The 23,472-nt window shown below is 68.2% G+C and carries 22 protein-coding genes; 10 read left to right on the top strand and 12 right to left on the bottom strand.

The features are described from left to right. Positions 1-13 precede the first annotated feature (13 nt). Complete coding sequence (locus CPY97_RS01580) at positions 14-1,132, top strand: Gfo/Idh/MocA family protein (protein ID WP_231923997.1); 1,119 nt, start codon at positions 14-16, stop codon at positions 1,130-1,132. Continuing rightward, positions 1,132-1,902, top strand: a complete 771-nt coding sequence (locus tag CPY97_RS01575) for a ThuA domain-containing protein (RefSeq protein ID WP_096420240.1) — start codon at positions 1,132-1,134, stop codon at positions 1,900-1,902. Before CPY97_RS01580 ends, CPY97_RS01575 begins: the two co-directional genes overlap by 1 nt. Here the strand turns inward: CPY97_RS01575 and CPY97_RS01570 are convergent. The 3 genes from CPY97_RS01570 to CPY97_RS01560 all read right to left on the bottom strand — a co-directional run bounded on the left by CPY97_RS01570 (position 1,868) and on the right by CPY97_RS01560 (position 4,997). Then, complete coding sequence (locus CPY97_RS01570; protein WP_161494035.1) at positions 1,868-2,701, bottom strand: carbohydrate ABC transporter permease; 834 nt, start codon at positions 2,699-2,701, stop codon at positions 1,868-1,870. The genes CPY97_RS01575 and CPY97_RS01570 overlap by 35 nt on opposite strands. Positions 2,702-2,712: 11 nt before the next feature. Continuing rightward, positions 2,713-3,537: a carbohydrate ABC transporter permease gene (locus CPY97_RS01565; RefSeq protein ID WP_096420236.1), complete on the bottom strand. Its 825-nt coding sequence runs from the start codon at positions 3,535-3,537 to the stop codon at positions 2,713-2,715. Between the two features lie 122 nt (positions 3,538-3,659). Then, complete coding sequence (locus CPY97_RS01560) at positions 3,660-4,997, bottom strand: ABC transporter substrate-binding protein (RefSeq protein ID WP_096420233.1); 1,338 nt, start codon at positions 4,995-4,997, stop codon at positions 3,660-3,662. 375 nt (positions 4,998-5,372) lie between these two features. On the opposite strand from CPY97_RS01560, the gene CPY97_RS01555 reads away from it, so the two are divergent. From CPY97_RS01555 to CPY97_RS01535, 5 genes are read left to right on the top strand one after another with little or no spacing between them, the layout of a single operon-like run. Further along, on the top strand, positions 5,373-6,575 hold the full coding sequence (locus tag CPY97_RS01555) for a mandelate racemase/muconate lactonizing enzyme family protein (protein ID WP_096420231.1): 1,203 nt from the start codon (positions 5,373-5,375) through the stop codon (positions 6,573-6,575). 22 nt (positions 6,576-6,597) lie between these two features. Beyond that, a complete protein-coding gene (locus CPY97_RS01550; RefSeq protein ID WP_096420229.1) occupies positions 6,598-7,353 on the top strand; it encodes a FadR/GntR family transcriptional regulator in 756 nt (251 codons plus the stop codon). Between the two features lie 25 nt (positions 7,354-7,378). Next, on the top strand, positions 7,379-8,281 hold the full coding sequence (locus tag CPY97_RS01545; protein WP_150129158.1) for a hypothetical protein: 903 nt from the start codon (positions 7,379-7,381) through the stop codon (positions 8,279-8,281). Further along, a complete protein-coding gene (locus tag CPY97_RS01540) occupies positions 8,278-9,009 on the top strand; it encodes an SDR family NAD(P)-dependent oxidoreductase (protein ID WP_096420225.1) in 732 nt (243 codons plus the stop codon). Before CPY97_RS01545 ends, CPY97_RS01540 begins: the two co-directional genes overlap by 4 nt. Next, complete coding sequence (locus CPY97_RS01535; RefSeq protein ID WP_096420223.1) at positions 9,009-9,872, top strand: SMP-30/gluconolactonase/LRE family protein; 864 nt, start codon at positions 9,009-9,011, stop codon at positions 9,870-9,872. The genes CPY97_RS01540 and CPY97_RS01535 overlap by 1 nt, the downstream gene beginning before the upstream one ends. Here CPY97_RS01535 and CPY97_RS01530 read toward each other — a convergent pair. From CPY97_RS01530 to CPY97_RS01515, 4 genes are read right to left on the bottom strand one after another with little or no spacing between them, the layout of a single operon-like run. Continuing rightward, positions 9,869-10,786 carry a carbohydrate ABC transporter permease gene (locus tag CPY97_RS01530; RefSeq protein ID WP_231923996.1) on the bottom strand — a complete coding sequence of 306 codons (918 nt, stop codon included), beginning with the start codon at positions 10,784-10,786 and terminating at the stop codon, positions 9,869-9,871. The genes CPY97_RS01535 and CPY97_RS01530 overlap by 4 nt on opposite strands. Continuing rightward, the gene (locus CPY97_RS01525) at positions 10,783-11,883 is read right to left on the bottom strand and encodes a carbohydrate ABC transporter permease (protein WP_096420221.1); all 1,101 of its coding nucleotides are present in this window, start codon (positions 11,881-11,883) and stop codon (positions 10,783-10,785) included. Before CPY97_RS01525 ends, CPY97_RS01530 begins: the two co-directional genes overlap by 4 nt. Continuing rightward, a complete protein-coding gene (locus CPY97_RS01520) occupies positions 11,883-13,130 on the bottom strand; it encodes a sugar ABC transporter substrate-binding protein (RefSeq protein ID WP_231923995.1) in 1,248 nt (415 codons plus the stop codon). Before CPY97_RS01520 ends, CPY97_RS01525 begins: the two co-directional genes overlap by 1 nt. A 34-nt stretch (positions 13,131-13,164) precedes the next feature. Next, the gene (locus tag CPY97_RS01515) at positions 13,165-14,220 is read right to left on the bottom strand and encodes a LacI family DNA-binding transcriptional regulator (RefSeq protein ID WP_096420219.1); all 1,056 of its coding nucleotides are present in this window, start codon (positions 14,218-14,220) and stop codon (positions 13,165-13,167) included. A gap of 190 nt (positions 14,221-14,410) precedes the next feature. Between CPY97_RS01515 and CPY97_RS01510 the strand changes: the two genes are divergently transcribed. The 3 genes from CPY97_RS01510 (at position 14,411) to CPY97_RS01500 (ending at position 17,179) form a co-directional block, all read left to right on the top strand. After that, complete coding sequence (locus CPY97_RS01510) at positions 14,411-16,432, top strand: glycogen debranching N-terminal domain-containing protein (protein ID WP_231923994.1); 2,022 nt, start codon at positions 14,411-14,413, stop codon at positions 16,430-16,432. 116 nt (positions 16,433-16,548) lie between these two features. Then, positions 16,549-16,875, top strand: coding sequence for a hypothetical protein (locus tag CPY97_RS01505; protein ID WP_096420215.1), 327 nt, complete (start codon positions 16,549-16,551; stop codon positions 16,873-16,875). A 46-nt stretch (positions 16,876-16,921) separates the two neighbouring features. Then, the gene (locus CPY97_RS01500; protein WP_096420213.1) at positions 16,922-17,179 is read left to right on the top strand and encodes a hypothetical protein; all 258 of its coding nucleotides are present in this window, start codon (positions 16,922-16,924) and stop codon (positions 17,177-17,179) included. Positions 17,180-17,191: 12 nt separating this feature from the next. Here CPY97_RS01500 and CPY97_RS01495 read toward each other — a convergent pair whose 3' ends face one another. From CPY97_RS01495 to rocD, 5 genes are all read right to left on the bottom strand, one after another. Further along, positions 17,192-18,385: a kynureninase gene (locus CPY97_RS01495; protein WP_096420211.1), complete on the bottom strand. Its 1,194-nt coding sequence runs from the start codon at positions 18,383-18,385 to the stop codon at positions 17,192-17,194. Then, on the bottom strand, positions 18,382-19,455 hold the full coding sequence (locus tag CPY97_RS01490; RefSeq protein WP_096420209.1) for an ABC transporter ATP-binding protein: 1,074 nt from the start codon (positions 19,453-19,455) through the stop codon (positions 18,382-18,384). Before CPY97_RS01490 ends, CPY97_RS01495 begins: the two co-directional genes overlap by 4 nt. After that, positions 19,452-21,002: an ABC transporter permease gene (locus tag CPY97_RS01485; protein WP_197702239.1), complete on the bottom strand. Its 1,551-nt coding sequence runs from the start codon at positions 21,000-21,002 to the stop codon at positions 19,452-19,454. Before CPY97_RS01485 ends, CPY97_RS01490 begins: the two co-directional genes overlap by 4 nt. Positions 21,003-21,021: 19 nt before the next feature. Further along, positions 21,022-22,077, bottom strand: coding sequence for an extracellular solute-binding protein (locus tag CPY97_RS01480; RefSeq protein WP_096420207.1), 1,056 nt, complete (start codon positions 22,075-22,077; stop codon positions 21,022-21,024). A 141-nt stretch (positions 22,078-22,218) separates the two neighbouring features. Further along, positions 22,219-23,472, bottom strand: coding sequence for an ornithine--oxo-acid transaminase (rocD, locus tag CPY97_RS01475; protein ID WP_096423265.1), 1,254 nt, complete (start codon positions 23,470-23,472; stop codon positions 22,219-22,221).

Genomic DNA, 23,472 nt, shown 5'->3' with positions numbered 1-23,472 from the left:
CTGTGAGGACACCGTGACCGTCACCGTTGCCGCCACCGATCTCTCCGCATCGCCGGAATCAGTCCTGCGCGTGGGGGTGGTCGGCCTCGGAATGGGATCGGTGCACGTCGAGGCATTCCAGTCCCTTCCCGGCGTTCGGGTTACCGCCCTCGCCGGCAAAGAGGTGGAGCGCCGCCACCAACTCGGATCGCAATACGGCATCACGACCCTCCTGGACGACTGGAGCGACCTCGTCGAGCGCAGCGACATTGACATCGTGAGCATTGCCGCACCCAACGCGTTGCACCATCCCATCGCGATGGCAGCGCTCGCCGCGGGCAAGCATGTCTTCTGCGAGAAGCCCCTCGCCATCAACACCGAAGAAGCACGCGCGATGGTTGATGCCGCCATCACGCACGACCGCGTCCTCGACGTGGCCTTCAATCACCGGCGTCGAGCTGACGTTCAGTACGCAAAGGCCTATCTCGACGAGGTGGGCATCGGACGGGTCTACCACACGCGCGCGTCGTGGAAGCGGCGGGCGGGCATCCCGGGCCTTCGCTCATGGTTTACCAGCAAGCGCATGGCGGGCGGCGGAGCCCTGATTGACCTCGGCCCGCACATCCTCGACTCCATGCTGTATCTGCTCGGCGAGCGACTCGTCGTCGCCGTGAGCGCCGTGACGCATGGAGAGCTCGGGCGAGCCGGATACGGCGCGATGGACCGCACCGAGCAGATGGCCAGCGACTCGGGCACGTTTGACGTCGAGGATCTGGCCAGCGCTCTGCTGCGTTTCGACGACGGGTCGAGTGCGACCCTTGAGATCACGTGGGCGTCACACGCCGTCGACGATGAAGACATCACCATCGAACTACTCGGGGTCGACGGAGGCCTCCGCCTCTTCGTTCCTCGGTACGCGAGCGACGGGACACTCACGATCTACCGCGAGCTCGCCGGCCGGCCCGTCGCGATCGCGCCGGACGTCCACGTGCCCGGCGGTGAGCATCCCCTCGTCATCGCCGAATTCATCGAGCACGTGCGTTCCGGTGAGTGGGATCAGCGCCGAGGTCAGTTCGCGCTCCACCGAACTGAAGTTCTGGATGCGTGCTATCGCTCAGCGGTCGAAGGCCGCGAGATTCGACTGGAGGCCTGATGAGTGCACCCCTGCGCGTGACCGTGTGGAACGAGAACCGCCATGAGAACTACCCGGACTCACTCACCGCGCGGTTGTATCCCACCGGAATGCATGGCGCGATCGCCGACGGGCTCCGCAGCTGTCTCGGAAGCGCGGTGACGGTACGCACGGCCACACTGGACGAACCCGAACACGGCTTGAGTGACGCGGTCATTGACACCACCGATGTCTTGTTGTGGTGGGGACATGAGGCGCACCCCGAGGTGCACGACGATGTGGTCGAGCGCATCCACCGAGCCGTGTTGGGCGGAATGGGCATCATTGTGTTGCATTCCGGCCACTACTCGAAAATCTTCACCCGCCTCATGGGCACAACGTGCTCGCTTCGGTGGCGCAACGATGGCGATCGAGAGGTCGTCTGGACAGTGGCTCCCGACCACCCGATTGCCGCGGGCGTACCGGACCCCATCATCATCGACCACCAAGAGATGTACGGCGAGTTCTTCGACATCCCCGTACCCGACGAGCTCATCTTCATCTCGTCGTTCTCGGGCGGTGAAGTCTTCCGCTCGGGAGCCACGTGGTTCCGTGGCCACGGACGCGTGTTTTACTTCTCGCCCGGCGATCAGGAGTACCCCGTGTACCACCACCCGGCGGTGCAGCGCGTGCTTGCCAACGGCGTGATGTGGGCCGCCCCGCGTCGGCGCGGACCCGCACTCGACGCGACCTTTCACCCGCGCGGGTGGTTCGACCTCAGCGACTCACCCCGACCTGCAGGCCCTGCATGATGTACTTCGACGCGAAGGCCAACAGAATCAGGGGCACCGAAGCCGTGACGAACAGCCCGGCCGAGACGAGCGGTTGATCGGTCACGAAGCGCTCGCCGATGTTGGCCAGTGAGGGTGTCAGCAGCCTCATCGACTCGTCGCGAATGAGGATGACCGCAAAGATCAGCTCATTCCACACACCCAAGAACTGCAGCACCGCAAGGGTGGCGATTCCGCTCGCCCCCATCGGACGCACAATCGACCACATGGTGCGGAAGAAGCCGGCGCCATCGATGCGTGCCGCCTCCAGCACTTCGTCGGGGATCGCTCGGAAGGTCAATGTCAGGAAGAACGTTGCGAACGGCAGGCCCGTCGCGACGTAAACCAGGATGAGTCCCCAGTGGCTGCCGACGAGGCCGAGCCGCGACAGCATGAGGTAGATCGGGATGATCAGCACGGGACCGGGGATCAGCATGACCGACACGAACGTCGCGGTGATGAACTTGGTGCCGGGCACGGGAAACTTCGCGAGCCCGTACCCCGCGATCGTCGCGAGAGTGAGCTGCAGCACGACGGCAATGATGCTGACGTAGAGGCTGTTGACGAAGGCCTGTCCGACGCCGTACACGTTCACGAGCGTCGCGTAGTTGTCGAAGGTCCAGACGCCGGGCAGACCGAACGGATCCTGCAAGTAGTCAGCGTTGGGCCGCATCGAGGTGATGATGACGAAGTACAGCGGGTAGATGATCGTCGCGGCCAAGACGATCAGGCCAATGAAGATCGGCCACTGGCTGCGTCGGCCTGACAATCGGCTGCTCATGACGTCGCTCATCAGTCCTCCTGCCCCAGCCGGAAGACGCGGTTCTGGATCAGTGTCAGGACACCGATGAACAAGAACAGCACCACGGCGAGCGCCGCCCCGGACCCGAGGTTCGTGCTCGAGAATGCCCGCAGGTACACGAGGTAGTCGATCGTCGTCGTCTCGAAGCCCGGGCCGCCGGCCGTCATGACGAAGACGAAGCCGAAGAGCGAGCTGAAGGTGTACAGGACGTTGATGATGAACACGAATCCCAGCACTCGGCGAATGTTGGGCAAGGTGATGAACCACAGCCGCTTCCACCAGCCGGCCCCGTCGAGGGCCGCGGCTTCGTAGACGGACGGCGGGATCGAGGTGAGGCCGGCCAGCAAAAGCAGCGCCTGATACCCGAAGCCCGACCAGACCAGGGCGAGAATGATGATGGCGATGGCTGTGGTGCCATTGGTGAAGAACTGAATCGGCTCAATGCCGAAAAGCCCGAGAGCCTGGTTGACGCCCCCGTAGTAGCCGAATGCATTGCGGAACATGATGCCGATGACCGCGACCGACAGCACGTTCGGCAAGAAGAAGATGACGCGGAAGAACTTCCAGCCCCGCACGCGTTCGAACAGCAGCACGGACGTCACCAGGGCGGCGAAGATGACGAGCGGAACCGAGATGAGGAACTTCAGGTTGTTGAGGAAGACCTGGTGCACGATCGGGTCCGCGAGCATCCGCGTGTAGTTGTCGAACCAGATCCACTCGAAACGCAGCCCGTTGGTGCGCGTAAACGAGATGAAGACGGCGAAGGCGACCGGGAACGCCATGAAGCCGACCACGACGATCAGGGCGGGAAGCACCGCCAATAGGCCGATGAGGCGATCTCGGCGTCGAAACGCCCCGGGAGTGCGAGATGCCGAGGGCGCGTCGCCCGCGGGTGCTGCCGACGCAGCTCCCGCGGACGACGCGACCGAGAAGGAACTCACTGGTTTGCGATCTCCGACTCGTATGAGGCCTTCAGCTGCGCCACCGCGTCTTGCGGCGTAATCGTTCCGAGGAACACCCCGGCGTTGACACGGTAGAACAGGTCGATCGTCGCCTGCGGCATGACACTGTCGAAGGCGAAGGTCACGCCGTCGGTTGCCTCAGCCAGCTGCTCGAACTGCTCGCGCAACAGGGGGTTCTCGATCATCGCCGGGTCGCCATCACGGTGGTTCGAACCCTGGGTCTGGTTGAGCTTGACGAAGATGTCCTGGTTGGCCGGGTCGGCGAGGAAGCGCAAGAACTCACCCGCGAGTTCTTTGTTCTCGCTGTACTCGGTAACCGAGATGGCGATCTCCGGCCCGCCAGCACCGATGTTGGGGTGGGCGGCGCCGTCCAACACCGGGATGAAGAACGAGCTCACGCCCTCCTCGCCGAAGGCATCGAGCATGTTGTTGTTCTCCCAGCTGCCGACGAGGTAGTAGGCGCTGTTGCCGCTCACGAAGCCGGCGGTGGAGTCACCGTTGGATACCTGACCGGCGTCAGGGTTCGTCAGGCCACTGGCACCCCAGGCGGCGAAAGCCTCGTATGCCTCGACCATGGCGGGGTCATCGACGGGGATCTCGCCGGCGTACATCTGCGTGAAGACGGTTTCGCCGAGTTCACCACCGACGAGGGCCGAGATCATCCACGCGCCCACGTATCCCTCGAGGTTCGCGACCCAGAAACCGTTCTTGTCGGTCTGGTCGACGACCTGCTGGCCGTTGGCGAGAAGTTCCTCCCAGGTATCCGGGGTGTCGGCCGGGTCCAGCCCCGCCTCCTCGAGCACCGCGTGATTCTGGAAGACCGTGAAGAGGTTGCCCGCGCCGTACGGCATGCCCAAGATGCGGCCATCTGCCGAGAACCCTTCTCGGTTCACGTTGAAGCCAGCCATCGAGTCGATGATTTCCGGCGTCAAGAGCGGCTCAAGGTCGGTGAAGAACTCGGCGAAACTGAGGGTCGGACCACCCGCGTACTGGATGCGGATGTCGGGGCCGTCACCGGCGATCGATGCCGCCTGGAACTGGGCGCTGTTCGCAGTGATGTCGCCGCCCTGTTGAACCACCGTGACGGTGACACCCTCGTTCGCCTCTTCGAAGGCAACCGCCATCTGGTCGAGGAACGAGTTTTCGAGGTCGGGCTCTCCGTTTTCCAGCAGCTTGCCCAGAATTCCGGTGTCCCAGATGACGAGCTCTCGCTCTTCGGTCGACGGTCCGGCGTCGCCGGCGGGCGCGCACGCTCCGAGACCGATGACGAGACCGGCGGCGAGCGTCAGTGCTCCTGCTGCACGCATAGTCATTGCTGTGTCCTTCCTGTCGGCATACACGGCCGGGCGGGTCGTCCAGCCGGAGATCCGACCTCCGCGGGGAGGCCGGCCGCTGAGGCGCGCAGATGCGGCGCGCGATCGGTGTGGCGCAGGAGCACAGCCAGCGGCAACCGTGCCGTGGCGCTACGTCTCAACTGCGACATCATCGTCCCGATCCCGGGCGGCGCTTCACCGCCCGCAACGTCATTACATCATACCTTGGACGCACATCGGCAAGCAATGTGCCGAAATCGTTACCGTCATTGTCGAACGAGTGACAACAAATGTATGATGTAAGGTAATGCTCCGGGCGATGGCGCCGCGCCGCGTCCCATACGCCACCACCAGCGAGAAAAGAGGGCGGGCTCCATGCAGATCGATTCCGTCGACTTCTTCTACGCGGCAATGCCCGAGGTCACCCTGGAGGCGGACGGAAGCCAAGACGCCCTCCTCGTTCGGGTTGTGGGCAGCGACGGAACCGTGGGCTGGGGCGAGTGCGAAGCATCCCCGCTGACCTCGATCGCCGCATTCATCACGCCGCGCTCGCACGGCGTCTGTCAGCCGGTCGCCGCCAGCGTGCTCGGACAGCGCGTAACCTCTCCGGCTGACATCACGCGCATCGCGCGGTTGGTCGAACGCAACAGCATGGACCTGCTGCAAGCGGCTCACACGTGGTCAGGAATAGAGATCGCGCTGTGGGATGCTCTTGGTCGCAGCCTCGAGGAACCCATCTGGCGCCTGCTCGGTTACGACCGCACCCACGCGAAGCTGCCGTACGCATCGATGCTGATGGGCGACACGCCCGCCGACACGTTGGAGCGCGCGAGAGCGGCGCGAGAACGCGGCTTCCGTGCCGTGAAATTCGGCTGGGGAGCGTACGGAACCGGGGCCGCCGACGATGACGCCGACCACGTTGCGGCGGCCCGAGAAGGGCTGGGCGATGACGCCGAGCTACTGATCGACGCCGGTCAGATCTGGGGCGACGACGTGTCTGCCGCTGCGGCCCGTCTTGACGCACTTCGGTCCGCCCGCGCCACCTGGCTGGAGGAACCCTTCCTTCCCCACGCGTACGTCGCCCACGCCCGGTTGGCCGAATTGGCGGGGCCGGTCGGGATCGCCGGCGGCGAGGGGGCGCACACGGCGCACATGGCGATGAACCTCATCGATTACGGCGGGGTCCGCTTCATTCAGGTCGACTCGGCACGGATCGGCGGCATCGGGCCATCGAAGGTCGTGGCCGACCACGCCGTCGCGCGCGGGGTCACCTACGTCAACCACACGTTCACGTCGCACCTCGCGCTCTCTGCCTCGATGCAGGCTTTCGCCGGCCTGGCAGACCATCGGATCTGCGAGTACCCGGTCGAACCGAAGCAACTCGCGCTCGACCTGTCTCACCAGACGATCACCCTCGATGACGACGGACTCATTCACGTTCCCGATGCCCCGGGCCTCGGCATCGACGTCGATCTCGCTGCGCTGGAGCCGTACTTGCGCGACGTCGAGATTCGCATCGACGGTGCCCTCACCTTCGCCAGCCCCGAACCACGGCCTAGGGTGAGGGAGACCGTCTAGAGGCACGCAGGCAGGAGCCCCCATGACCAGCGGATCGTTTGATGCATCGTCGACGAGTGGATACACCATGCGTGGCCGTCAAGCAGTGGTGATCGATCAGGTCGGGCGCGACATCGTGAGCGGCGCGGTTGCCCCGGGCGACGCCCTGCCCAAAGAGGCCGATCTGGTCGAACAGTTTGGCGTTAGCCGCACGTCCGTTCGCGAAGCCATGCGGGTGCTCGCCGCGAAGGGTCTCGTCGACATTCGCCAGAAGGTGGGCACTCGAGTTCGCCCGCGAGACCAGTGGAACGTGTTCGACACCGACATCCTGCGTTGGCACCACGAGGAGGGTACCGGCGACGTGGTGATGCGTGACCTCGTCGAGGTCCGTCAGATCATGGAGCCGGCCGCCGCGCGGCTCGCGGCCGGTCGCGCGACAATGGACGACCACCGCCGCATGTCGGCAGCCATCGACGCGATGGCGGAGAACGCCCACTCGCGTGACGGGTACGCAGCCGCGGATGTGGAGTTCCACCTCGCGGTGTACGCCGCGAGTCATAACGCGCTCTTGCGCCAGTTCGGCAACGTGGTGGCCGACTTCATGAAGCTCACGTTTACGGTTCAGCAGGCCGCGACCCAAGACGATGAGGAGCTCGTCCAAGACGCCGAGACCCACGCTGCCGTGTACCAGGCGATCGATCGAGGCAATGGCGAGGACGCCGCGGAGGCGATGCTCCGAGTGGTGCTCGACGGCAAGAACTCCCTCATCAAGGCGCTGGGCGGGCTGCGCGAGGAATGATGATGGCTCCCAACCAGCGAGCCGCATGATGGACTCACCCCGGCTGACGCTCCGGTCCGACGACCTGATCGGCGTTGTTCTTCCCGCCGAAGGCGCGGTGCTCTCGAGCCTCACCTGGCGCGGCGTATCGCTACTGGCGCGCACCCCCTGGGCCGAGAGCCCTCGCGACATCGGGCGCGCGGCGACAAGCGAGGACGAGTGGGTCTCGCGGTGGCGCGGCGGCTGGCAGTTGTGCGCGCCCTCGACCGGCCAGCCATCCGCAGCGGCTCCGTGGTTTCACGGAGAGGCGTCGCTCACCCCCTGGCAGGTGACGGAGCTGGGCCCGACGCGCGTGCGCCTCGCCTGGCACTCCGCCGACAGCGCGATCGTGATCGACCGCTCGTGGGAACTGATCGACGGGTGCGCGGTGGAAGCGACAACCACCGTCACGAACGGTGGCGCAGCGTCCCGTCCCGTTCAACTGGCCGAACACCTCATTCTGGGCAGCGCGTTCGTGACCTCAGCGCTCGAGTCGGGAGAGGGAGTGAGCCTGACGCTTCCCCCGGCGACCTTCAGCGCGCTCGACTACGCGGGACTGCCCACCACCGCCACGCCGCACCGTGACGAGACCTGGCAGCACCTAACCCGCGATACCCCCGCCGTCGTCTCCGCGCTGGTCGATCCTCAGGTGTGCTCGGTGAGCGCGCACTCGCCCGAGCTCACGGCGACCATCACCTGGAGCGGACTCGATCACGCGCTGCTGTGGGCCGAGTTGGGCGCCTCTGTGGATCCACCGTGGAACGGTGAGGTGATGGCACTCGGGATTGAGCCGACGACAACCCCCCACGGTGCGGGAATCGGGGGCGGAGGCGGCATCGACCTTGGCCCCGGTCAGACCCTCTCGACGACAACCCGCCTGCTGTGCACTCCTGCGGAAGGACGACCATGACTGACGCACCCCTGCGCTCCCTGGTGACCGGATCAGCGAGCGGAATCGGCGCCGCCGTCGTCGCGCGATTGCGCGCCCGAGGTGATCGCGTGGTCGGCGTCGACCGCACGCCCGTGGACGCCGACACCCTCGTAGTCGACCTCGCCGACCCGGCAGCCCGGGCCGGCCTCGTCGGCCGGGCGAGCGAGAAGCTCGGCGGAATCGACACGGTGATCTGCGTTGCCGGGATCTTCCGGCCCACCCCCCTCGACGACGCTGATCTCGATGCCTGGCGGTCCATCTGGGCGGTGAACCTCGAGGCTCCGATGGATCTCATGGCTCAGGCACTCCCCGTTATGCGGGAGAACGGCTTTGGGCGCATCGTCACTATTTCTAGCGTGCATGGGCGCTTCGCCCAGCGCGACTGCATCGCATACGACGTCGGCAAGGCCGGTCTTGACGCGGCGACTCGCTCTGTCGCTCTCGACGGCGCGCGCAGCGGCATTCTTGCGAATTCTGTGGCACCGGGTTTTGTCCGGACACCCATGAGCCTGACCGCCGACGGCGTGGACGAAACCGACACCACATCATTTCGCGAGCGCTACGGCGACGGAGGGCTGTTGCCCCTTGGCCGTGCTGCGCACGCCAGCGAGGTCGCTGAGGTGGTCGCGTGGCTGAGCGGCCGCGAGAACGGTTATCTGACCGGCCAGGTTGTCACGGTCGATGGCGGACTCACGAGCACTTTCTAATGCGAACGATCGACACAGGTGACACGGTTCAGCTCGCCGGTCTTGGTTTCCCCGAAGCGTTGCGCTGGCGCGACGGCGCGCTGTGGTTCAGCGACATGTTCCGCGCTCGCGTGGTGCGGTGGGTTCCCGGGGAAGCCCCCGAGGTCATCCTCGATGAGACCCGCGGTGGACCGGGCATGCCGGGCGGACTCGGCTGGCTGCCCGACGGCGCGCTGCTGGTCGTGGACTGCCTCGAGCGCCGCCTCCTCGCCGTGCGGAACGGGCGCGTATCGACGCACGCTGACCTCTCAACGATGACCGCGCATCCGTTGAACGACATGCATGTCGACGCCGACGGCACAGCGTGGGTGGGGGGCTACGGCTTCGATCCTGATGTGGACGCGCCGCACGCATCACCGCTGTACCGCGTGAGCGCCACGGGGTCGATTGCTGCCACCGCCTCGCGCCTCGTGTTTCCGAACGGCTGCGATCGCCTCTCGGGCGATCTCGTGGTCGCCGAGACGTTTGCTGATCGCCTCACTGTGGTCAGCCCCACCGGCGCGTGCACTCCTCGCTGGGACCTTCCGGCCGGAAGCGGACCCGATGGCATCGCAGTCGGAAGCCGCGGTGAATTGTGGGTCGCGCTGGCGTTCGCCCGTGCGCTCGCCCGAATCGACGCGGACGGCACAGCAACCATCGCGTACACACCGCAGTCGCCACCTGATCACCCGGGATCCGGTCAACTCAGCGTGTATGACTGCGCGATGACCTTTCAGGGCAGCACGCTCGCGATCGCGTGCGCCGACGCCGATGAGGCCCGCGCCCTCGCGGAGGACACGGGCCTCATTCGACTGCTGAGCGTCGCCGAGCTGAGCGCGCGTTAGCCTTTTTCCGCCCCGGCTGTGGTGTTCATGATGCGGCGCTGGAAGATGAAGAACAGCACCACGACGGGAATGCTCATCAGCACGGCCGCGGCCAACTGCAGCGGGAACTGGTTGCCCGCACCCAACTGTCCCGACACGAGCTGAGCGACACCGACGGTCAGCGTGTTCAGCTCGGGGCTCTGCCGCGCCACGATGAAGTGACCAAGCTCATTCCACGAGCCCTGGAAGCTCAGGATGAAGATGGTCACGAGCGCGGGCGTTGCCATGGGCAAGACGACCGACCAGAAACGCCGGAACGTTCCCGCCCCGTCGATCTTCGCCGCCTCCTCGATCGACTCCGGGATCGAGTCGAAGAACTGCTTCATGATGAACACCCCCGCAGCCGTCGACAGCAGCGGGATAATCATGCCGCCGTACGTGTCGTAGAGCCCCAGCTCGCTGAGGATCAGGAAGCGCGGGATCAGCAGCACGACACCCGGCACCGACAGAACGGCGATGAATGCAGCAAAGATGATCGTGCGCCCGCGGAACCGCAGTCGCGACAGCGCGTACCCCGCCATCGAGTCGAACAGCACGCGCCCGATCGTCACGCACACGGCGACCAGCATCGAGTTGCCCGCCCACAGCGCGAAGGGCTCGCGCGTGAACAGGCGTTCGTAGGCCGCGAAAGTGATGGTCTGCGGAATCAGGCCGAGCGCATCCTGCGTCGCCTCCGCATCAGTCTTCAGCGAGCCCGAGATCGAAATCAGGAACGGGTAGATGTAGATCAGCGCCAGGCCGATCAGGATCAGGTAGCCGAGCAAAATGCTGCTGCGGGCCTTCGCCCCGATGCGCTTGCGGCGCTTCAGCGGCTTCGCCGACATCGTGCGCTGCTCTTTCGGCGCATTCGGCACCTCGGGCGCGGGGGCGCTCATCGGACTCCTCCTTCGGTGAGGTTGCGTGCGGCGGCCCGCTGCGCGAAGCCTCGCTTCTTCGGCGATCGCTCACGCAGGATCCAGCGCTGCAAGAGCGTCAGCACGATGATGAAGACGAACAGGATGAACGCGATCGCCGCTCCCTGTCCCCACCGGAATTCGTTGAACGACGTCTCGTACGACAGGTACGCGGGCGTCAGGATGCTCGCCCCACCCCCCAGCACGTAGATCTGGTCGAAGACCTGCCATGACCCGATCAACCCGAGCGTGAGCACGGTGAACAGGGTCGGTCGCAGCATCGGCAGGGTGATGGAGAAGAACTTGCGCAGAGGCTTCGCACCGTCCATCAGGGCGGCCTCGTCGATCTCTGAGCCGATGTTCTGCAACGCTGCGAGGAACAAGAGCATGAAGGTGCCGGAGGTGGTGAAGATCGCCAGGATGATGAGCACGGTCATGGCGACCGACGGGCCGGCGAGCCATTCCCACCAGCTGATTCCGAGCATCCCACCGTCGGCGAGCGCGGAGGGCGCCGCGTCAGCGCCGAACGCGCCGTAGACGATGTGCAGCACGCCGCGGGAGTCGTTCAGCCAGTTCGGACCTTGCACCCCGATGGCGCGCAGCACCTGGTTCACGGCGCCGGTGCCGAGGAACAGGAACTGGAAGACGATGACGATCGCGACCGAGCTGGTGACCGACGGGAAGTAGAAGGCGGTGCGGAAGAACCCGCGGCCACGCAGCACCGCACGGTTGACCTGCACGGCGAGGAAGAGTGACAGCGCGGTCTGCAGCGGCACGACGAGCAGCACGTAGTAGAGGTTGTTGCGCACGGCGCGGCCGAAGTTGCGCTGGGCGAGGCCCTCCTCGGCGGTGATGGCTGCGTAGTTGTCGGCTCCGACGAAGTTCACGCGCGGGTTCAGGGGCGACTGGAAACCGTTCCAGTCGCTCAGGCTCACCCAGAACGCGAGCGCGATCGGGATCAGCAGGAACACCGCGGCGATGACCACCGCGGGGGTGACGAAGAGGTAGCCCGCGCGGGCCTCGCCGCGGCGGATTCCTCCGCCGCGACGAGGGCGCGCGCGGGCGCGGGTGGTGGACATCAGCCTCGGGCGCTGTCCAGAGCCGACTGCAGGTTGGTCTGCAGACCGGCCAACAGTGCCGACGGGTTGGCGTTCGCGATGTTCTCGAGCTCGGTGTTGAACTCGCTCACCGCGGCGGCCGCTCCCGCGAAGGCGACGGGGCTGACGGCGTAGTCGACACCGGCGACGAAGGCCGCGTTCTCGGGGAACTGGCTTGCGTAGGTGTCGGCACCGGCCGTGGTCGACGGGATGACGCCGAACGCCTCAGCGGCGAGCAGCTGCTCCTCGGGCGTCGTCACGAACTCGACGAAGGCCGTGGCCGAGTCGCGGGTGTCGCTGTCGATCGGCATACCCCAGCAGGTCGCGAACGAGTACGTCGACGGGCCACCGGGGCCTGCCGGCAGTTCGACCGAGATGAACTCGCGGTCGGGGAAGTCGTTCGCCATGGCCCCGTTGATCCACGGGCCCTCGACGACCATCGCGGCGCGGCCGAGACCGAACGCCTCGCCACCCCAGCCGGCCTCGAGGTCGGGCGGGAACACGAGCGAGCCGTCAGCGATGAGGCCCTGCAGGTATTCGAGTCCGGCCGCGTTCTCGGCGGTGTCGGCGGTGACGGTGTCGCCGTCGACCAGCTGGCCGCCGGCCTGGTTCATGAACACGCCGACCCGCGCGTATTCGCGTCCCATCGACAGACCAACCTGGTCGCCGTCGGTCAGCGCCTCAGCGACCGTGGCAAGTTCATCCCACGTTGTGGGCACGTCCGCGTCGGTTAACCCCGCTGCCTCCCAGGCCTCCGTGTTGATCTGCAGTCCGAGGGTCGAGAAGTCCTTCGGCGCGCAGTAGAACTCGTCGTTGTAGCTGAACTGTTCGACGAGCGCGGGCAGGAAGTCGCCCGCGTTGGCAAGGTCGCCCGCGTACGGCTCGAGGAAGCCCTGGCTGGCGTACGTCTCGAACTGGTCCCAGGGCAAGTAGAAGAGGTCCGGCGGGTTGTTGCCGGCGAAGCCCTGGCCCAGCTGCTGGATGAGGTCGTTCGCGACGACGATCTCGACCTCGGTGCCGGTCGCCTCCGTGAATCGCGCAGCGGCCTCCTGGTAGTAGCCCGCCTCGGCGGGGCCCGACGACGCGATGAGCACGCTCAGCGAGTCGCCGCCGCTCGCGCCGTTGCCGCCGTTCTCACCGCCGTTGCCCTCGCCGTTCGGCGCGCACGCGGCTAGAGTGACGGCGAGCGCCCCGGTCAACCCGAGGGCGGTCCATTGTGATGCCTTCACAGTGATTCCTTTCGATGAGTGATTGCCGGAGCCCTTAGGCGCCGGTGGTTCCGCCGAGCGCAAGGTGGCTAGACCTGCGTTCGACGAGTCGAGGCACGAGGAGCCGATTCGTCGGCTCCTCGTTGCTGTCTGGATTCGGTCGCACGTCTCCGCCACTCTCGCCGAAGAGCAGCTCGAGGGCCGCGGCCACGACTTCGTCGAGCGGCTGATCGACGCTCGAGAGGCCGACCGCGCTGGCGACCGGGGTGTTGTCGAAGCCCACGATGGGCAGGTCGGGACGGCCCGCGGCCGTCGCCGCCATGAGCGCGCCGAGGGCAAGCGAGTCGCTCGCGCAGACGATGGCGTCGGGCGCGGTCGCGCCGCTCAACAGCTCGCGGGCGAGTGCCGCGCCCTGCTCGACGCCGTCCTCCGTCGAGCGCGAGAGCGCCGCCTGGGTCGCCCCGTCGAGCCCGCACGCTTCGGCCCAGCCGGCGCGTCGCTCGTCTCCGGTGCCCGAGGGGCTCGGCCAGCCGATCCACGCAACGCGCTCCGCTCCGGATGCTCGCAGCCGGTTCACCGCATCCCGAACGCCCGCGCGCCCGTCCACGTCGACCCACCGGTGTCGCGGGTCGGCGAGGTCGCCGCCCCATGGGCGCCCGAAGGAGACGAACGGGACGCGGTGTTCGATGAGCCACTGCTGTCGAACGTCGCCGTGCACGGTGCCGATGAGCACGAAGGCGTCGACGTCGGAGCCGTCGTGCAGGCGACGAATGTGAGCGAGCTCGTCATCGGGGCCGTCGGCCGTGAAGATCATGACTCGCAGGTCTCGCGCGTCGGCCTGCTCGGCGAGCTTGTGGACGAAGCGGTCGAGCACGGCACCCGAAATGCCGTCGCGCAGCGGGTCGAGCCGAATGCCGATCGTCGAGGAGCGTCGGGTGCGCAGACGGCGCGCCGAAGCGTGCGGACGGTACCCGAGGTCGGCGATCGCCCGCTCGACACGCTCGCGCGTGGTTTCACGCACGATCGCCGGGCTGTTGAGCACGTTCGAGACGGTCTGGCGCGAGACGCCCGCGGCCTGCGCGACGTCATCGACGGTCGGCATGCGTCCCACGTGCGCCCCCTTTGGCCCAGTGCTCGGATCGGATCAGCGATCGGGTGTTCGTGATGAGAACCTGAATGTGATCGATCATTTTGATCGTTCTAATTATTCGGTAGTGTGTCCCACACCAGACGCCGGTGTCAAGCCCTCGGCCCCGCACCGGCTCGCACACCGGCCCCACGATCCGAGGAGCACACCCACCGTGACCCCACCCCGCCAACCGCTGCTGCACGACGCCCTGACCGTCCTGCGCGCGCCCATGCAGGTCTGGTCCGCCCCCTCCGGCGCCATGGGCGCCGCCCCGATCCATGGTGTGTACCTCGCCGACGTGCGCATCGTGCGCGGCCTCGAGCTCACCGTGGGGGGTCTGGTGCCCGAGCACATCGCGACAGGGACTCCGAGTGCGAGCGAGGCGAGCATCCAGTTTCTGCTGCGCGACCTCGACGACCCGACGCCCGACCCCGGCGTGCGGCTCACGCTCACGCGCGCAGTCGACGCGAGCGGCGTGACCGAGACGCTGCGACTCACGTCGCGGCAACCGCACGAGATCGCGACGACGCTCCGCGTCGCGCTCACGGTCGACGCGAGCCTCATGGAGTCGATCAAGCAGGGCCGCCCGGAACACGGGTCCACCACGCCGACCGTCGACGAGGGCGCGGCCACCTGGTCGGGCGAGAGCGTGGACGTCACACTGACGGCGGCTGACTTCACGCTCAGCGCCGAGGGCGGCGACATTACCCTGACGGCCGAGGTGACCGTGCCGGCTCACGGCGAGACCACGCTGTCCTGGCGGCTCGACGCCGTCGACCGAATCGCGGCCGTGCGCGGGGCCGACGGTCCGGCGCCCTGGTCGACCCCCGACATCGCCGCGGGCGACGCGCGGCTCGCCCGCTGGGTCGCGCAGTCGCTCACCGACCTCGACGCGCTGCGCATGGCGACGACCGCGCATCCCGATCAGCAGTTCTTGGCCGCGGGCGCGCCCTGGTTCTTCACCCTGTTCGGTCGCGACTCGCTGTGGGCCGCCCGGTTCCTGCTGCCTCTCGGCACCGGGCTCGCCGCCGACACGCTGCGGGTGCTGGCCGGCCTTCAGGGCAGCGAGCAGGTTGACGACACGGCCGAAGAGCCGGGCAAGATCATGCACGAGTTGCGCCGCCAGACCCTCGTCGTCGACTCTGACACCTCGCTGCCGCCGCTCTACTACGGCACGGTCGACGCGACCGCGCTGTGGATCTGCCTGCTGCACGACGCCTGGCGCTGGGGCATGCCCGACGACGAGGTGCGCGCGCTGATTCCATCGCTCGAGCGCGCCCTCGAGTGGATGCGCGACCACGGCGACGCCGACGGCGACGGGCTGCTCGAATATGTCGACCGCTCGGGCCACGGCCTCGCGAACCAGGGCTGGAAAGACTCGGGTGACAGCGTGCAGTGGCGCGACGGCACCCTCGCCGACGGCCCCATCGCGCTGTGCGAGGTGCAGGCCTACGCATACGAGGCCGCGATGCACGGCGCCGAGCTGCTCGACGCGTTCGGACGCGACGGCGGCGACACCTGGCGCGCCTGGGCCACCGAACTGAAGCGGCTCTTCCACGACACGTTCTGGATAACCGACCCCGCCCTCACGGGCGACCTCGGCCCCTACCCGGCGATCGCGCTGGATGCTCACAAGCGCCCCGTCGACACGGTCACGTCGAACATCGGCCACCTCCTCGGAACGGGTCTGCTCGACGAGGACCAGTCGGCGCTGATCGCCCGCCGGCTCGCCGACCCCGCCATGAGTTCGGGCTACGGCCTGCGCACGATGGCGACCGACTCGGGCGGCTACTGGCCGCTCAGCTACCACGGCGGCGCGGTCTGGACCCACGACACCGCAATCGCCGTACTCGGGCTGGCCCGCGACGGCCATGCCGCCGAGGCGGCGGAGCTCATCTCGGGCCTACTGCGCGCCGCCGAAGGCTTCGCCTACCGGATGCCCGAACTACATTCCGGCGACGGTCTCGATCAGGTAGCCTCCCCCGTTCCGTACCCGGCCGCCTGTCGCCCCCAGGCCTGGTCGGCCGCGTCCGCCGTCGCCGTGCTCCAGGCCGTTCTCGGCATGGAGCCGGCACAGGACGGGGCTCTGACCGTGCGACCCCTCGACGTCGCCGGTGCCGTGCGGGTTGACGGGGTGATGCGGGGCAGCCAGCGCCTGCGCGCCGACAGCTCTGGGGCGGTCACCCGCTCCTGAGCCGCCCCTGGCTCCTTCCTGGGCGTCCCCTGATTTTGGTGACGAAGCGCGGGCGTAATGCGTCTGACTAGAAGACGCGCGATCGGCCCGATCACCGGCGCGCGGGAAGGAGAAGCATGAACAGGAACGTCCTCGTCGTCGGTGGTACCGCGGTCGCCGCGTACGTGTTGGGAACGCGCGCGAACCGCCCGACGCTCGCCGAACATCCCGAGACGTTGCGCCATCAGGTCGAGCGTCTCTGGAGGGATCCGCAGGCGAAGAAGCGCCGCGCGAAGTTCCGCAAGCAGCGGGCGAAGGATGCGCGCGCCGCCAAGAAGGCGCTGCAGAAGCAGACCGCCAAGGCGCGCAAAACCCTCGGCAAGCAGGCCGAGAGCGCGCGCAAGAACGTCGCGAAGCAGACGGACCGCGCCACGAAGAAGGTGCGCTCGGCGATCGCCGCCTAGCGACGCGCGCACCGCCCGATCACCCGATACGACAAGGAGAACCAGGATGACCGAGAAGCTGAAGAAGGATGCGAACGACCTGATTGATGCCGGCCGCGACGCGGTGCGCGACGGCGAGAACGTCGTCGGAGACGCCGTCGACGACACACGCGACGAGCCCGTCGTCGTGCGCGAGGCTCGCAAGGTGGGCCGCCGCGTCGACCAGTACCGCGAGGACTACCCGACCGCGTTCGGCGTGGCCGTGGGCGCCGTGGCCGTCGCACTCGTCGGCGTACTCGTCGGCGTCATCGCGGGTCGCCGCTAGGAGAGCCCGAGGTCAGGCGAGCGCGGCGGCGAGCGATCGCACGCCGCGCTCGACCTCGACGAAGGTCGTGCTCAGCGGCGACAATCCGATGCGTACCCCGCTCGGGTGGCGGAAGTCGGGAATCACGCCGTCGCCCCACAGTGTCTGCACCGCCCGCGCCGAGTTCGGGTGGTCGACCGTGATGTGGGAGCCGCGGCGCGCGGCGTCCCTCGGCGAGGCGAGGCGGGCATCCGGAATGAGCTCGTCGATCAGCTCGATCGCGAACGAAGTGAGCGCCACCGACTTCTCGCGAATCGCCCCGATACCGGCGCGCTCGATCAGCGACAGCATGTCGGCCAGCGGCACCATGCCGACGATCGGCGGTGTTCCGCTCACGAGCCGGCGGATGCCCATCGCCGGCTCGTAGCCGCGCGTCATGGCGAACGGCTCGCGCGCGCCCAGCCAGCCCGGAATCGGGTTGACGACCTGCTCCTGGTGCCGCGCCGCGACGTACGCCCAGGCGGGCGCCCCCGGCCCGCCGTTCAGGTACTTGTACGAGCATCCGACCGCCATGTCGACGCCCCACGCGTCGAGCTCGAGCGGCACGGATCCGACAGCGTGCGAGCAGTCCCAGATCATGAGCGCGCCGTGCGACTGCACCACGCCGGTGACCGCCGGCATGTCGGCCCACCATGCGCTGCGGTAGGCGACGCCGCTGAACAGGGCTGCGGCGGCGCGCTCGCTGACGTGCTCGGCGACCAGCTCGGGCGTGATTCCCCCGTCGTGCGGCGCGCTCACCCACCGCACCGTGAGGCCGTGATCGGCGGCGACCTTCTCGACGATGAAGCGGTCGGTCGGAAACTCGTCGCCGAGGATCGCCAGCTCGGTGCGCCCCGGCCGCATCGCAACGGATGCGCGCAGCAATTTGTAGATCATCACCGTCGTCGAGTCGCCCACGACCGTCTGGCCGGCGGCCGCGCCGAGACAGGCGGCACCGATGCGGTCGCCGAGCTCTTCGGCGCGGGCGAGCCACAGCTCGTCCCAGCCGCGGATCAGCCGGTCGCCCCACTCGCGCTCGACGAGGTGCCGCATGCTGTCAACGGTGCGGGCGAGCGGGCGGCCAAGCGAGTTGCCGTCGAGATAGGCGACGAGGTCGTCGCCGGGACAAAACTCGCGTGCGTACGAGGCGAGGGGGTCAGCGGCGTCGAGGTCGGCGGCGGTGCTCATGCCGCAAAGGCTAGCCCCGGGCGCTGCACCGCGAGGCGCAATTCTTCGCCCACCTGCGGCAGTTCGACCGCGGGCAGCCGCATGCGCACGCGCGGGCCCGTGACGAGATCGCACGTCAGCATCGCGTCGTGGCCGGCGTACGAGATGCCCGACACTCGCGCGTCGGCGCCCGCGGCGGCGCGCGCGAGCAGGTCGGGGCGCGGCACGATCCACTCGGGGCGCAGCATCAACCGCACCCGCTCGCCGTCGCGCGGGGTGAACCCGACCGCGGCGGCCTCGACCGCGCCGAGCGCGCACGAGACACGGCCGTGTCGCCACTCGCCCTCGAGCTCGACGACGTCGCCGACGAACCGCGCGACCCAGTCGCTTGCCGGCTGCTGGTACACCTCTTCGGGCGTGCCGAACTGCTCGAGTCGGCCGTCGCGAATGACGGCGACGCGGTCGGCGAGGGTCAGTGCTTCTTCTTGGTCGTGGGTGACGAGCAGCGAGGTGGTGCCCTGCTCGCGCAAGAGTTCGGCGACCTCTCGGCGCAGGCCCACGCGCAGTTGGGTGTCGAGCGCGGCGAACGGCTCATCGAGCAGCAGCACGTCGGGCCGCGGAGCGAGCGCGCGCGCCAATGCAACGCGCTGAGCCTGGCCTCCCGACAGCTGGTTGGGTGCGCGGCCGACGAGGCCTTCCAGGCCGACCAGCTCGGCGAGTTCGGCGATGCGGGCCGAGCGCTCGCGACCCCGTGCGCCCCCGCGTCGCGCACCACCGCTCAGCGCAAAACCGATGTTTTCGCCGACGCTGAGGTGCGGGAACAGGGATGCTTCCTGCGGCACCCAGCCCACGCCCCGCTTCTCGGGTGGCACCGTGCCGCTCGGGCTTGACAGCTCGCGCTCGCCGACGGCGATGCGCCCGCTGCTCAGCGGAAGCAGGCCCGCGATCGCGAGCAGCAGCGTCGTCTTTCCACACCCCGACGGGCCGAGAACGGCGACGAGTTCGCCGGAGTTCACGCGCAACGACACGTCGGCAACGCCGACCGTCAACCCGTAGTCGACGCTCGCGTTCTCGACGACGAACTCGCTCACAGCTCCTCCTTGGCGGTTGTACGCACTCCGGACAGGATCATGGCCGGAACCGCGGCGACGAGCACCAGCAGCGCGGCGTACGGGGCGGCCGCGCCGAATTCGAACACGACCGTCCTATTCCACAACTCCGTGGCGAGGGTGTTGATTCCCGTCGGCCGCAGCAGCAGTGTTGCCGGCAATTCTTTCATCGTCGCGATGGCAACGAGCAGGGCGCCGACGCCCACCGCGGGCAGGGCGAGCGGCACGGTGACGCGCCACCACGCGGCGAGCGGCGACACCCCGGTCGTGCGGGCGACCGCGATGAGGCGAGGCGGCACGTCGCCGAGACCCGCGCGCATCGTGCCAATCGCCTTCGGCATGAACAGCACGGCGTAGGCGAAGACGAGCACGACAACGCTCTGGTAGAGCGCGGGGACGACAGCGAGGGCGAAGAACACGAGCGACAATCCGACGACGATTCCCGGCAGGGCGTGGCCCAGGTAGCCGACCGACTCGATCGCCGTGACGAGGCGGCCCCGATAGCGAGAGGCGAGCGCCGCGATGGGCAGAGCGAGCAGGGTGGCGACCACCGCGGCGGCGACCGCCACTCCGAGGGTCGCGCCGACGGCTGCGAGCAACCTCGGCACGTCGATCGCCCGCAGCGTGTCGGCCTGCACCAGGCGCGTGGCCAACCCCGCGAGCGGCACGAATACGCCGACCACGGGCGCGACGGCCACGACCGGGAGAAGCGCGATCAGCATCCCTCGCCCGATGGGGCGCGGGCGCACCGCGCGCGCGACGGTGCTTGGCAACTGGCGGCGCGCGCCGCGCTCGCCCGCGACGACGACGAGCGCCATCACGACGAGCAGCAGCGCGAGGGTGGCGGCCTGGGCACGGTCGAAGCTCGCCGAGTAGGCCGAATTGATGCCCCAGGTGAGGGTCGGGTAGCGCATCATCGCGACGAGGCCGAACTCGCTCAACGAGTACAGGGCGACGAGCAGCGAACCGGCGATCGCGGCGGGCCGAATCTGCGGCCAGGTCGCGACGAAGAACGCGCCGATCGGCCCTCGGCCGAGGCTGCGGGCGACGCCTTCAAGGTCGCCGGTCGCGCTGCGCAGAGCAGCCGCGACGGGCAGCGTCACGTAGGGGACCGTGACCGCGGTCAGCAGCAGCCAACTCGGCACGAACCCGCTCAGCGTCGGAATCGACACGAGCCAGCCGTACCCGGCGAGGTACGAGGGCACGGCCAGTGGGAGCGCCGACAGCAGCAGCCACGTGCGGGGAAACGGCACGCGGATGCGCGTCAAGACCACCGCGATCGCCGCGCCGAGCACGAGTGCCGAAAACGTCGTCGCGAGGGCGAGGCCGAGCGTGTTCATCGAGTACTCGAGAACGCGGCCCCGCGACAGCGTCTGGATGATCGACTCGAGTCCCGTACCCCCGGCGCGCACGACGAGGTAGACGAGCGGGATCGCTGCGGCCGCCGCTGCGATCGTCGCGAGCATGACGAGGCCGAGGGGCGGACGTGTGTCCGTCCCCGTCGGCCTCGTGCGCGCGAGCGTGGTCATACGACCAGTGAAGCACTCACTAGATGAGGCCCACCCGGGCGAGCATCTCCTGCGTCGTCGACAGGTCGTCAAGATCGCTCAGGTCGAGCTCGGGGTTGAGCAGCGACTCGAGCGGCGGAACGCCCTCGGGCTCGGCGATGCCGGGAACCAGGGGGTACTCGAAGACCTGCTCGACGAAGTAGTCCTGCCCGGCCTCCGAGATGAGGTACTCGACAAAGGCGAGGGCGGCCGCGTTGTCGGCCGACCCGGCCATGATGCCGGCACCGGTGACGTTCACGATCGAGCCGGGGTCGCCCGCCTCGAGGTACTTCAGCTGTGCGCGCATGTTCTCGGCGCCCACCTCGGCCGCCTGGCGGTACCAGTAGTAGTGGTTGATGAGGCCCGTATCGACGGCACCCTCGTTGACGGCGGTCAGGATCGCGCCGTTGCTGTCGAAGATCTCAATGTCGGCCGCCTGCAGCTGGGTCAGCCACTGTTCGGCCGCGTCGTCTCCCTCGAGCACGCGGTGGGCCGTGACGGCTGACTGGAAGCTCGCGTTCGTCGGGGCGACACCGATGGTGCCGTCGAAGCTGCCGTCGACGTAGCCGTCGATCGTGTTCGGCAGCTCGGCCTCGTCGTACTGCTCGCCGTCGTACACGACGACACGAGCGCGGCCGGTCACGCCGACCCAGCTACCGTCGGTCGAGGTGAAGCCCTGCGGCACCGCCCCGGCAATGTCGTCGGGGAGCGGCGCGAACAGATCGGCGGCGCTGAGCGCCCCGAGCGCGCCGGCGTCCTGCGACAGGAACACGTCGGCCGGAGTTGCCTCGCCCTCTTCGAGCAGCAGGGCGCCGAGCTCGGCGGTGTTGCCGTAGCGCACCTCGACGGCGATGCCCGTCTCTGCGGTGAACTGGTTGATCAGCGGCTGCACGAGGGCCTCGTTGCGGCCGGAGTAGAGCGTGAACGACCCGGCGTCGGCGGGCGGTGCCGTGGTGGGGTCGGCGGGGTCGGTGCTGGGGTCCCCCGAAGCACATCCGGCCATCAGGGCGATGACGGCGGTGAGGGCTGCGGGGGCGAGTAGGCGTCGAGCGCGCATGCGAATATCAGCTCCAGGAGAGAAGAGGGATGGACCTGGCGGAGACTCCGGCAGGCGGCGCCGACTGTGGCGCCGTGAAGTTAGGTTAGCCTAACCTCGCTCGGGACGCACGCCCCAATTCTCAGGAACCGCGTGCGCCCGTCACGACCGACTCGCGAATGCCTCCAGCACGTCGGCCAGCTGGTCGACTGCCCAGTCGAGATCGTCGCGCTCGATGACGATCGGCGGAGCCAGGCGAATGGTCGAGCCGTGGGTGTCTTTGGCGAGCACCCCGCGCTCGAGCAGCGCCTCGCACACCTCACGCCCCGTGGCGAGCTGCGGGTCGACGTCGATGCCCGCCCACAGCCCGACGCCGCGCACGGCGAGCAGGCCGTGACCGACGAGTTCGTTCAGGCGGTGCAGCAGGTGCGTGCCGAGTTCGCGCGACCGGCGCTGTATCTCGCCGGTCTCGAGCAGTTCGACGACGGCGAGTCCGACGGCGGCAGCGAGAGGGTTTCCGCCGAAGGTGCTGCCGTGCTCGCCAGGCCGGACGACGCCGATGACGTCGGCGCGTCCGATGACCGCGCTCACGGGAACGATGCCACCCCCGAGCGCCTTCCCGAGCACGTAGAGGTCGGGGATGATGCCCGCGTTGTCGCACTGGAACGTGGCGCCGGTGCGACCGAGGCCCGACTGGATCTCGTCGGCAATCAGCAGCACGTCGCGTTCGTGGGTGATGCGCCGGAGGGTCGGCAGGAACTCCGCGGGCGGCACGATGATGCCCGCCTCCCCCTGGATGGGTTCGACGAGTACCGCGACCGTGCGTTCCGTGATGGCGTCGGCGACAGCATCCGCGTCACCGTAGGGCACGGTGACGAAACCGGGCGTGAACGGGCCGAAGCCGTCGCGGGCCGCGGCGTCGGTGGAGAAGCTGACGATCGTCGTCGTGCGGCCGTGGAAGTTCTCGCTCATCACGATCACCTCGGCCTCGCCGTCGGCGATGCCCTTCACCCGGTGCCCCCAGAGGCGCGCCAGCTTGATGGCCGTCTCGACGGCCTCGGCTCCCGTGTTCATGGGCAGTACCATCTCGACGCCGGCGAGCGCCGCCAGCGCGTCGGCGAACGGGCCCAGCCGGTCGTTGTGGAAGGCGCGGCTCGTGAGCGTGATGCGCTCGAGCTGGTCGCGCGCGGCCGCCACCAGATCGGGATGCCCGTGGCCGAAATTCACGGCCGAGTACGCGGCGAGGCAGTCGAGAAAGCGTCGGCCGGTTATGTCGGTCACCCAGGCGCCGTTGCCGCTCTCGACCACCACGGGGAGCGGGTGGTAGTTGTGGGCGAGGCGCGCATCCTCCAGCGCGATCGCGGTGGCCGTGCGGTCGTCGAGGTGCGCGTGCTCCGTGCCGCGGTCGTCGCTCAC

The sequence above is a fragment of the Microcella alkaliphila genome (genome assembly GCF_002355395.1).
GTDB lineage: Bacteria > Actinomycetota > Actinomycetes > Actinomycetales > Microbacteriaceae > Microcella > Microcella alkaliphila_A.
The sequence above is the reverse complement of the archived record's forward strand: the minus strand, read 5'-3'. Positions and strand labels throughout refer to the sequence as shown.

Coding starts and splice junctions, on each gene's coding strand:
- CPY97_RS01575 (WP_096420240.1), top strand. CDS start 1,132: ATGAGTGCACCCCTGCGCGTGACCGTGTGGAACGAGAACCGCCATGAG.
- CPY97_RS01570 (WP_161494035.1), bottom strand. CDS start 2,701: ATGAGCAGCCGATTGTCAGGCCGACGCAGCCAGTGGCCGATCTTCATT.
- CPY97_RS01560 (WP_096420233.1), bottom strand. CDS start 4,997: ATGACTATGCGTGCAGCAGGAGCACTGACGCTCGCCGCCGGTCTCGTC.
- CPY97_RS01555 (WP_096420231.1), top strand. CDS start 5,373: ATGCAGATCGATTCCGTCGACTTCTTCTACGCGGCAATGCCCGAGGTC.
- CPY97_RS01550 (WP_096420229.1), top strand. CDS start 6,598: ATGACCAGCGGATCGTTTGATGCATCGTCGACGAGTGGATACACCATG.
- CPY97_RS01545 (WP_150129158.1), top strand. CDS start 7,379: ATGATGGACTCACCCCGGCTGACGCTCCGGTCCGACGACCTGATCGGC.
- CPY97_RS01540 (WP_096420225.1), top strand. CDS start 8,278: ATGACTGACGCACCCCTGCGCTCCCTGGTGACCGGATCAGCGAGCGGA.
- CPY97_RS01535 (WP_096420223.1), top strand. CDS start 9,009: ATGCGAACGATCGACACAGGTGACACGGTTCAGCTCGCCGGTCTTGGT.
- CPY97_RS01530 (WP_231923996.1), bottom strand. CDS start 10,786: ATGAGCGCCCCCGCGCCCGAGGTGCCGAATGCGCCGAAAGAGCAGCGC.
- CPY97_RS01525 (WP_096420221.1), bottom strand. CDS start 11,883: ATGTCCACCACCCGCGCCCGCGCGCGCCCTCGTCGCGGCGGAGGAATC.
- CPY97_RS01505 (WP_096420215.1), top strand. CDS start 16,549: ATGAACAGGAACGTCCTCGTCGTCGGTGGTACCGCGGTCGCCGCGTAC.
- CPY97_RS01500 (WP_096420213.1), top strand. CDS start 16,922: ATGACCGAGAAGCTGAAGAAGGATGCGAACGACCTGATTGATGCCGGC.
- CPY97_RS01495 (WP_096420211.1), bottom strand. CDS start 18,385: ATGAGCACCGCCGCCGACCTCGACGCCGCTGACCCCCTCGCCTCGTAC.
- CPY97_RS01485 (WP_197702239.1), bottom strand. CDS start 21,002: ATGACCACGCTCGCGCGCACGAGGCCGACGGGGACGGACACACGTCCG.
- CPY97_RS01480 (WP_096420207.1), bottom strand. CDS start 22,077: ATGCGCGCTCGACGCCTACTCGCCCCCGCAGCCCTCACCGCCGTCATC.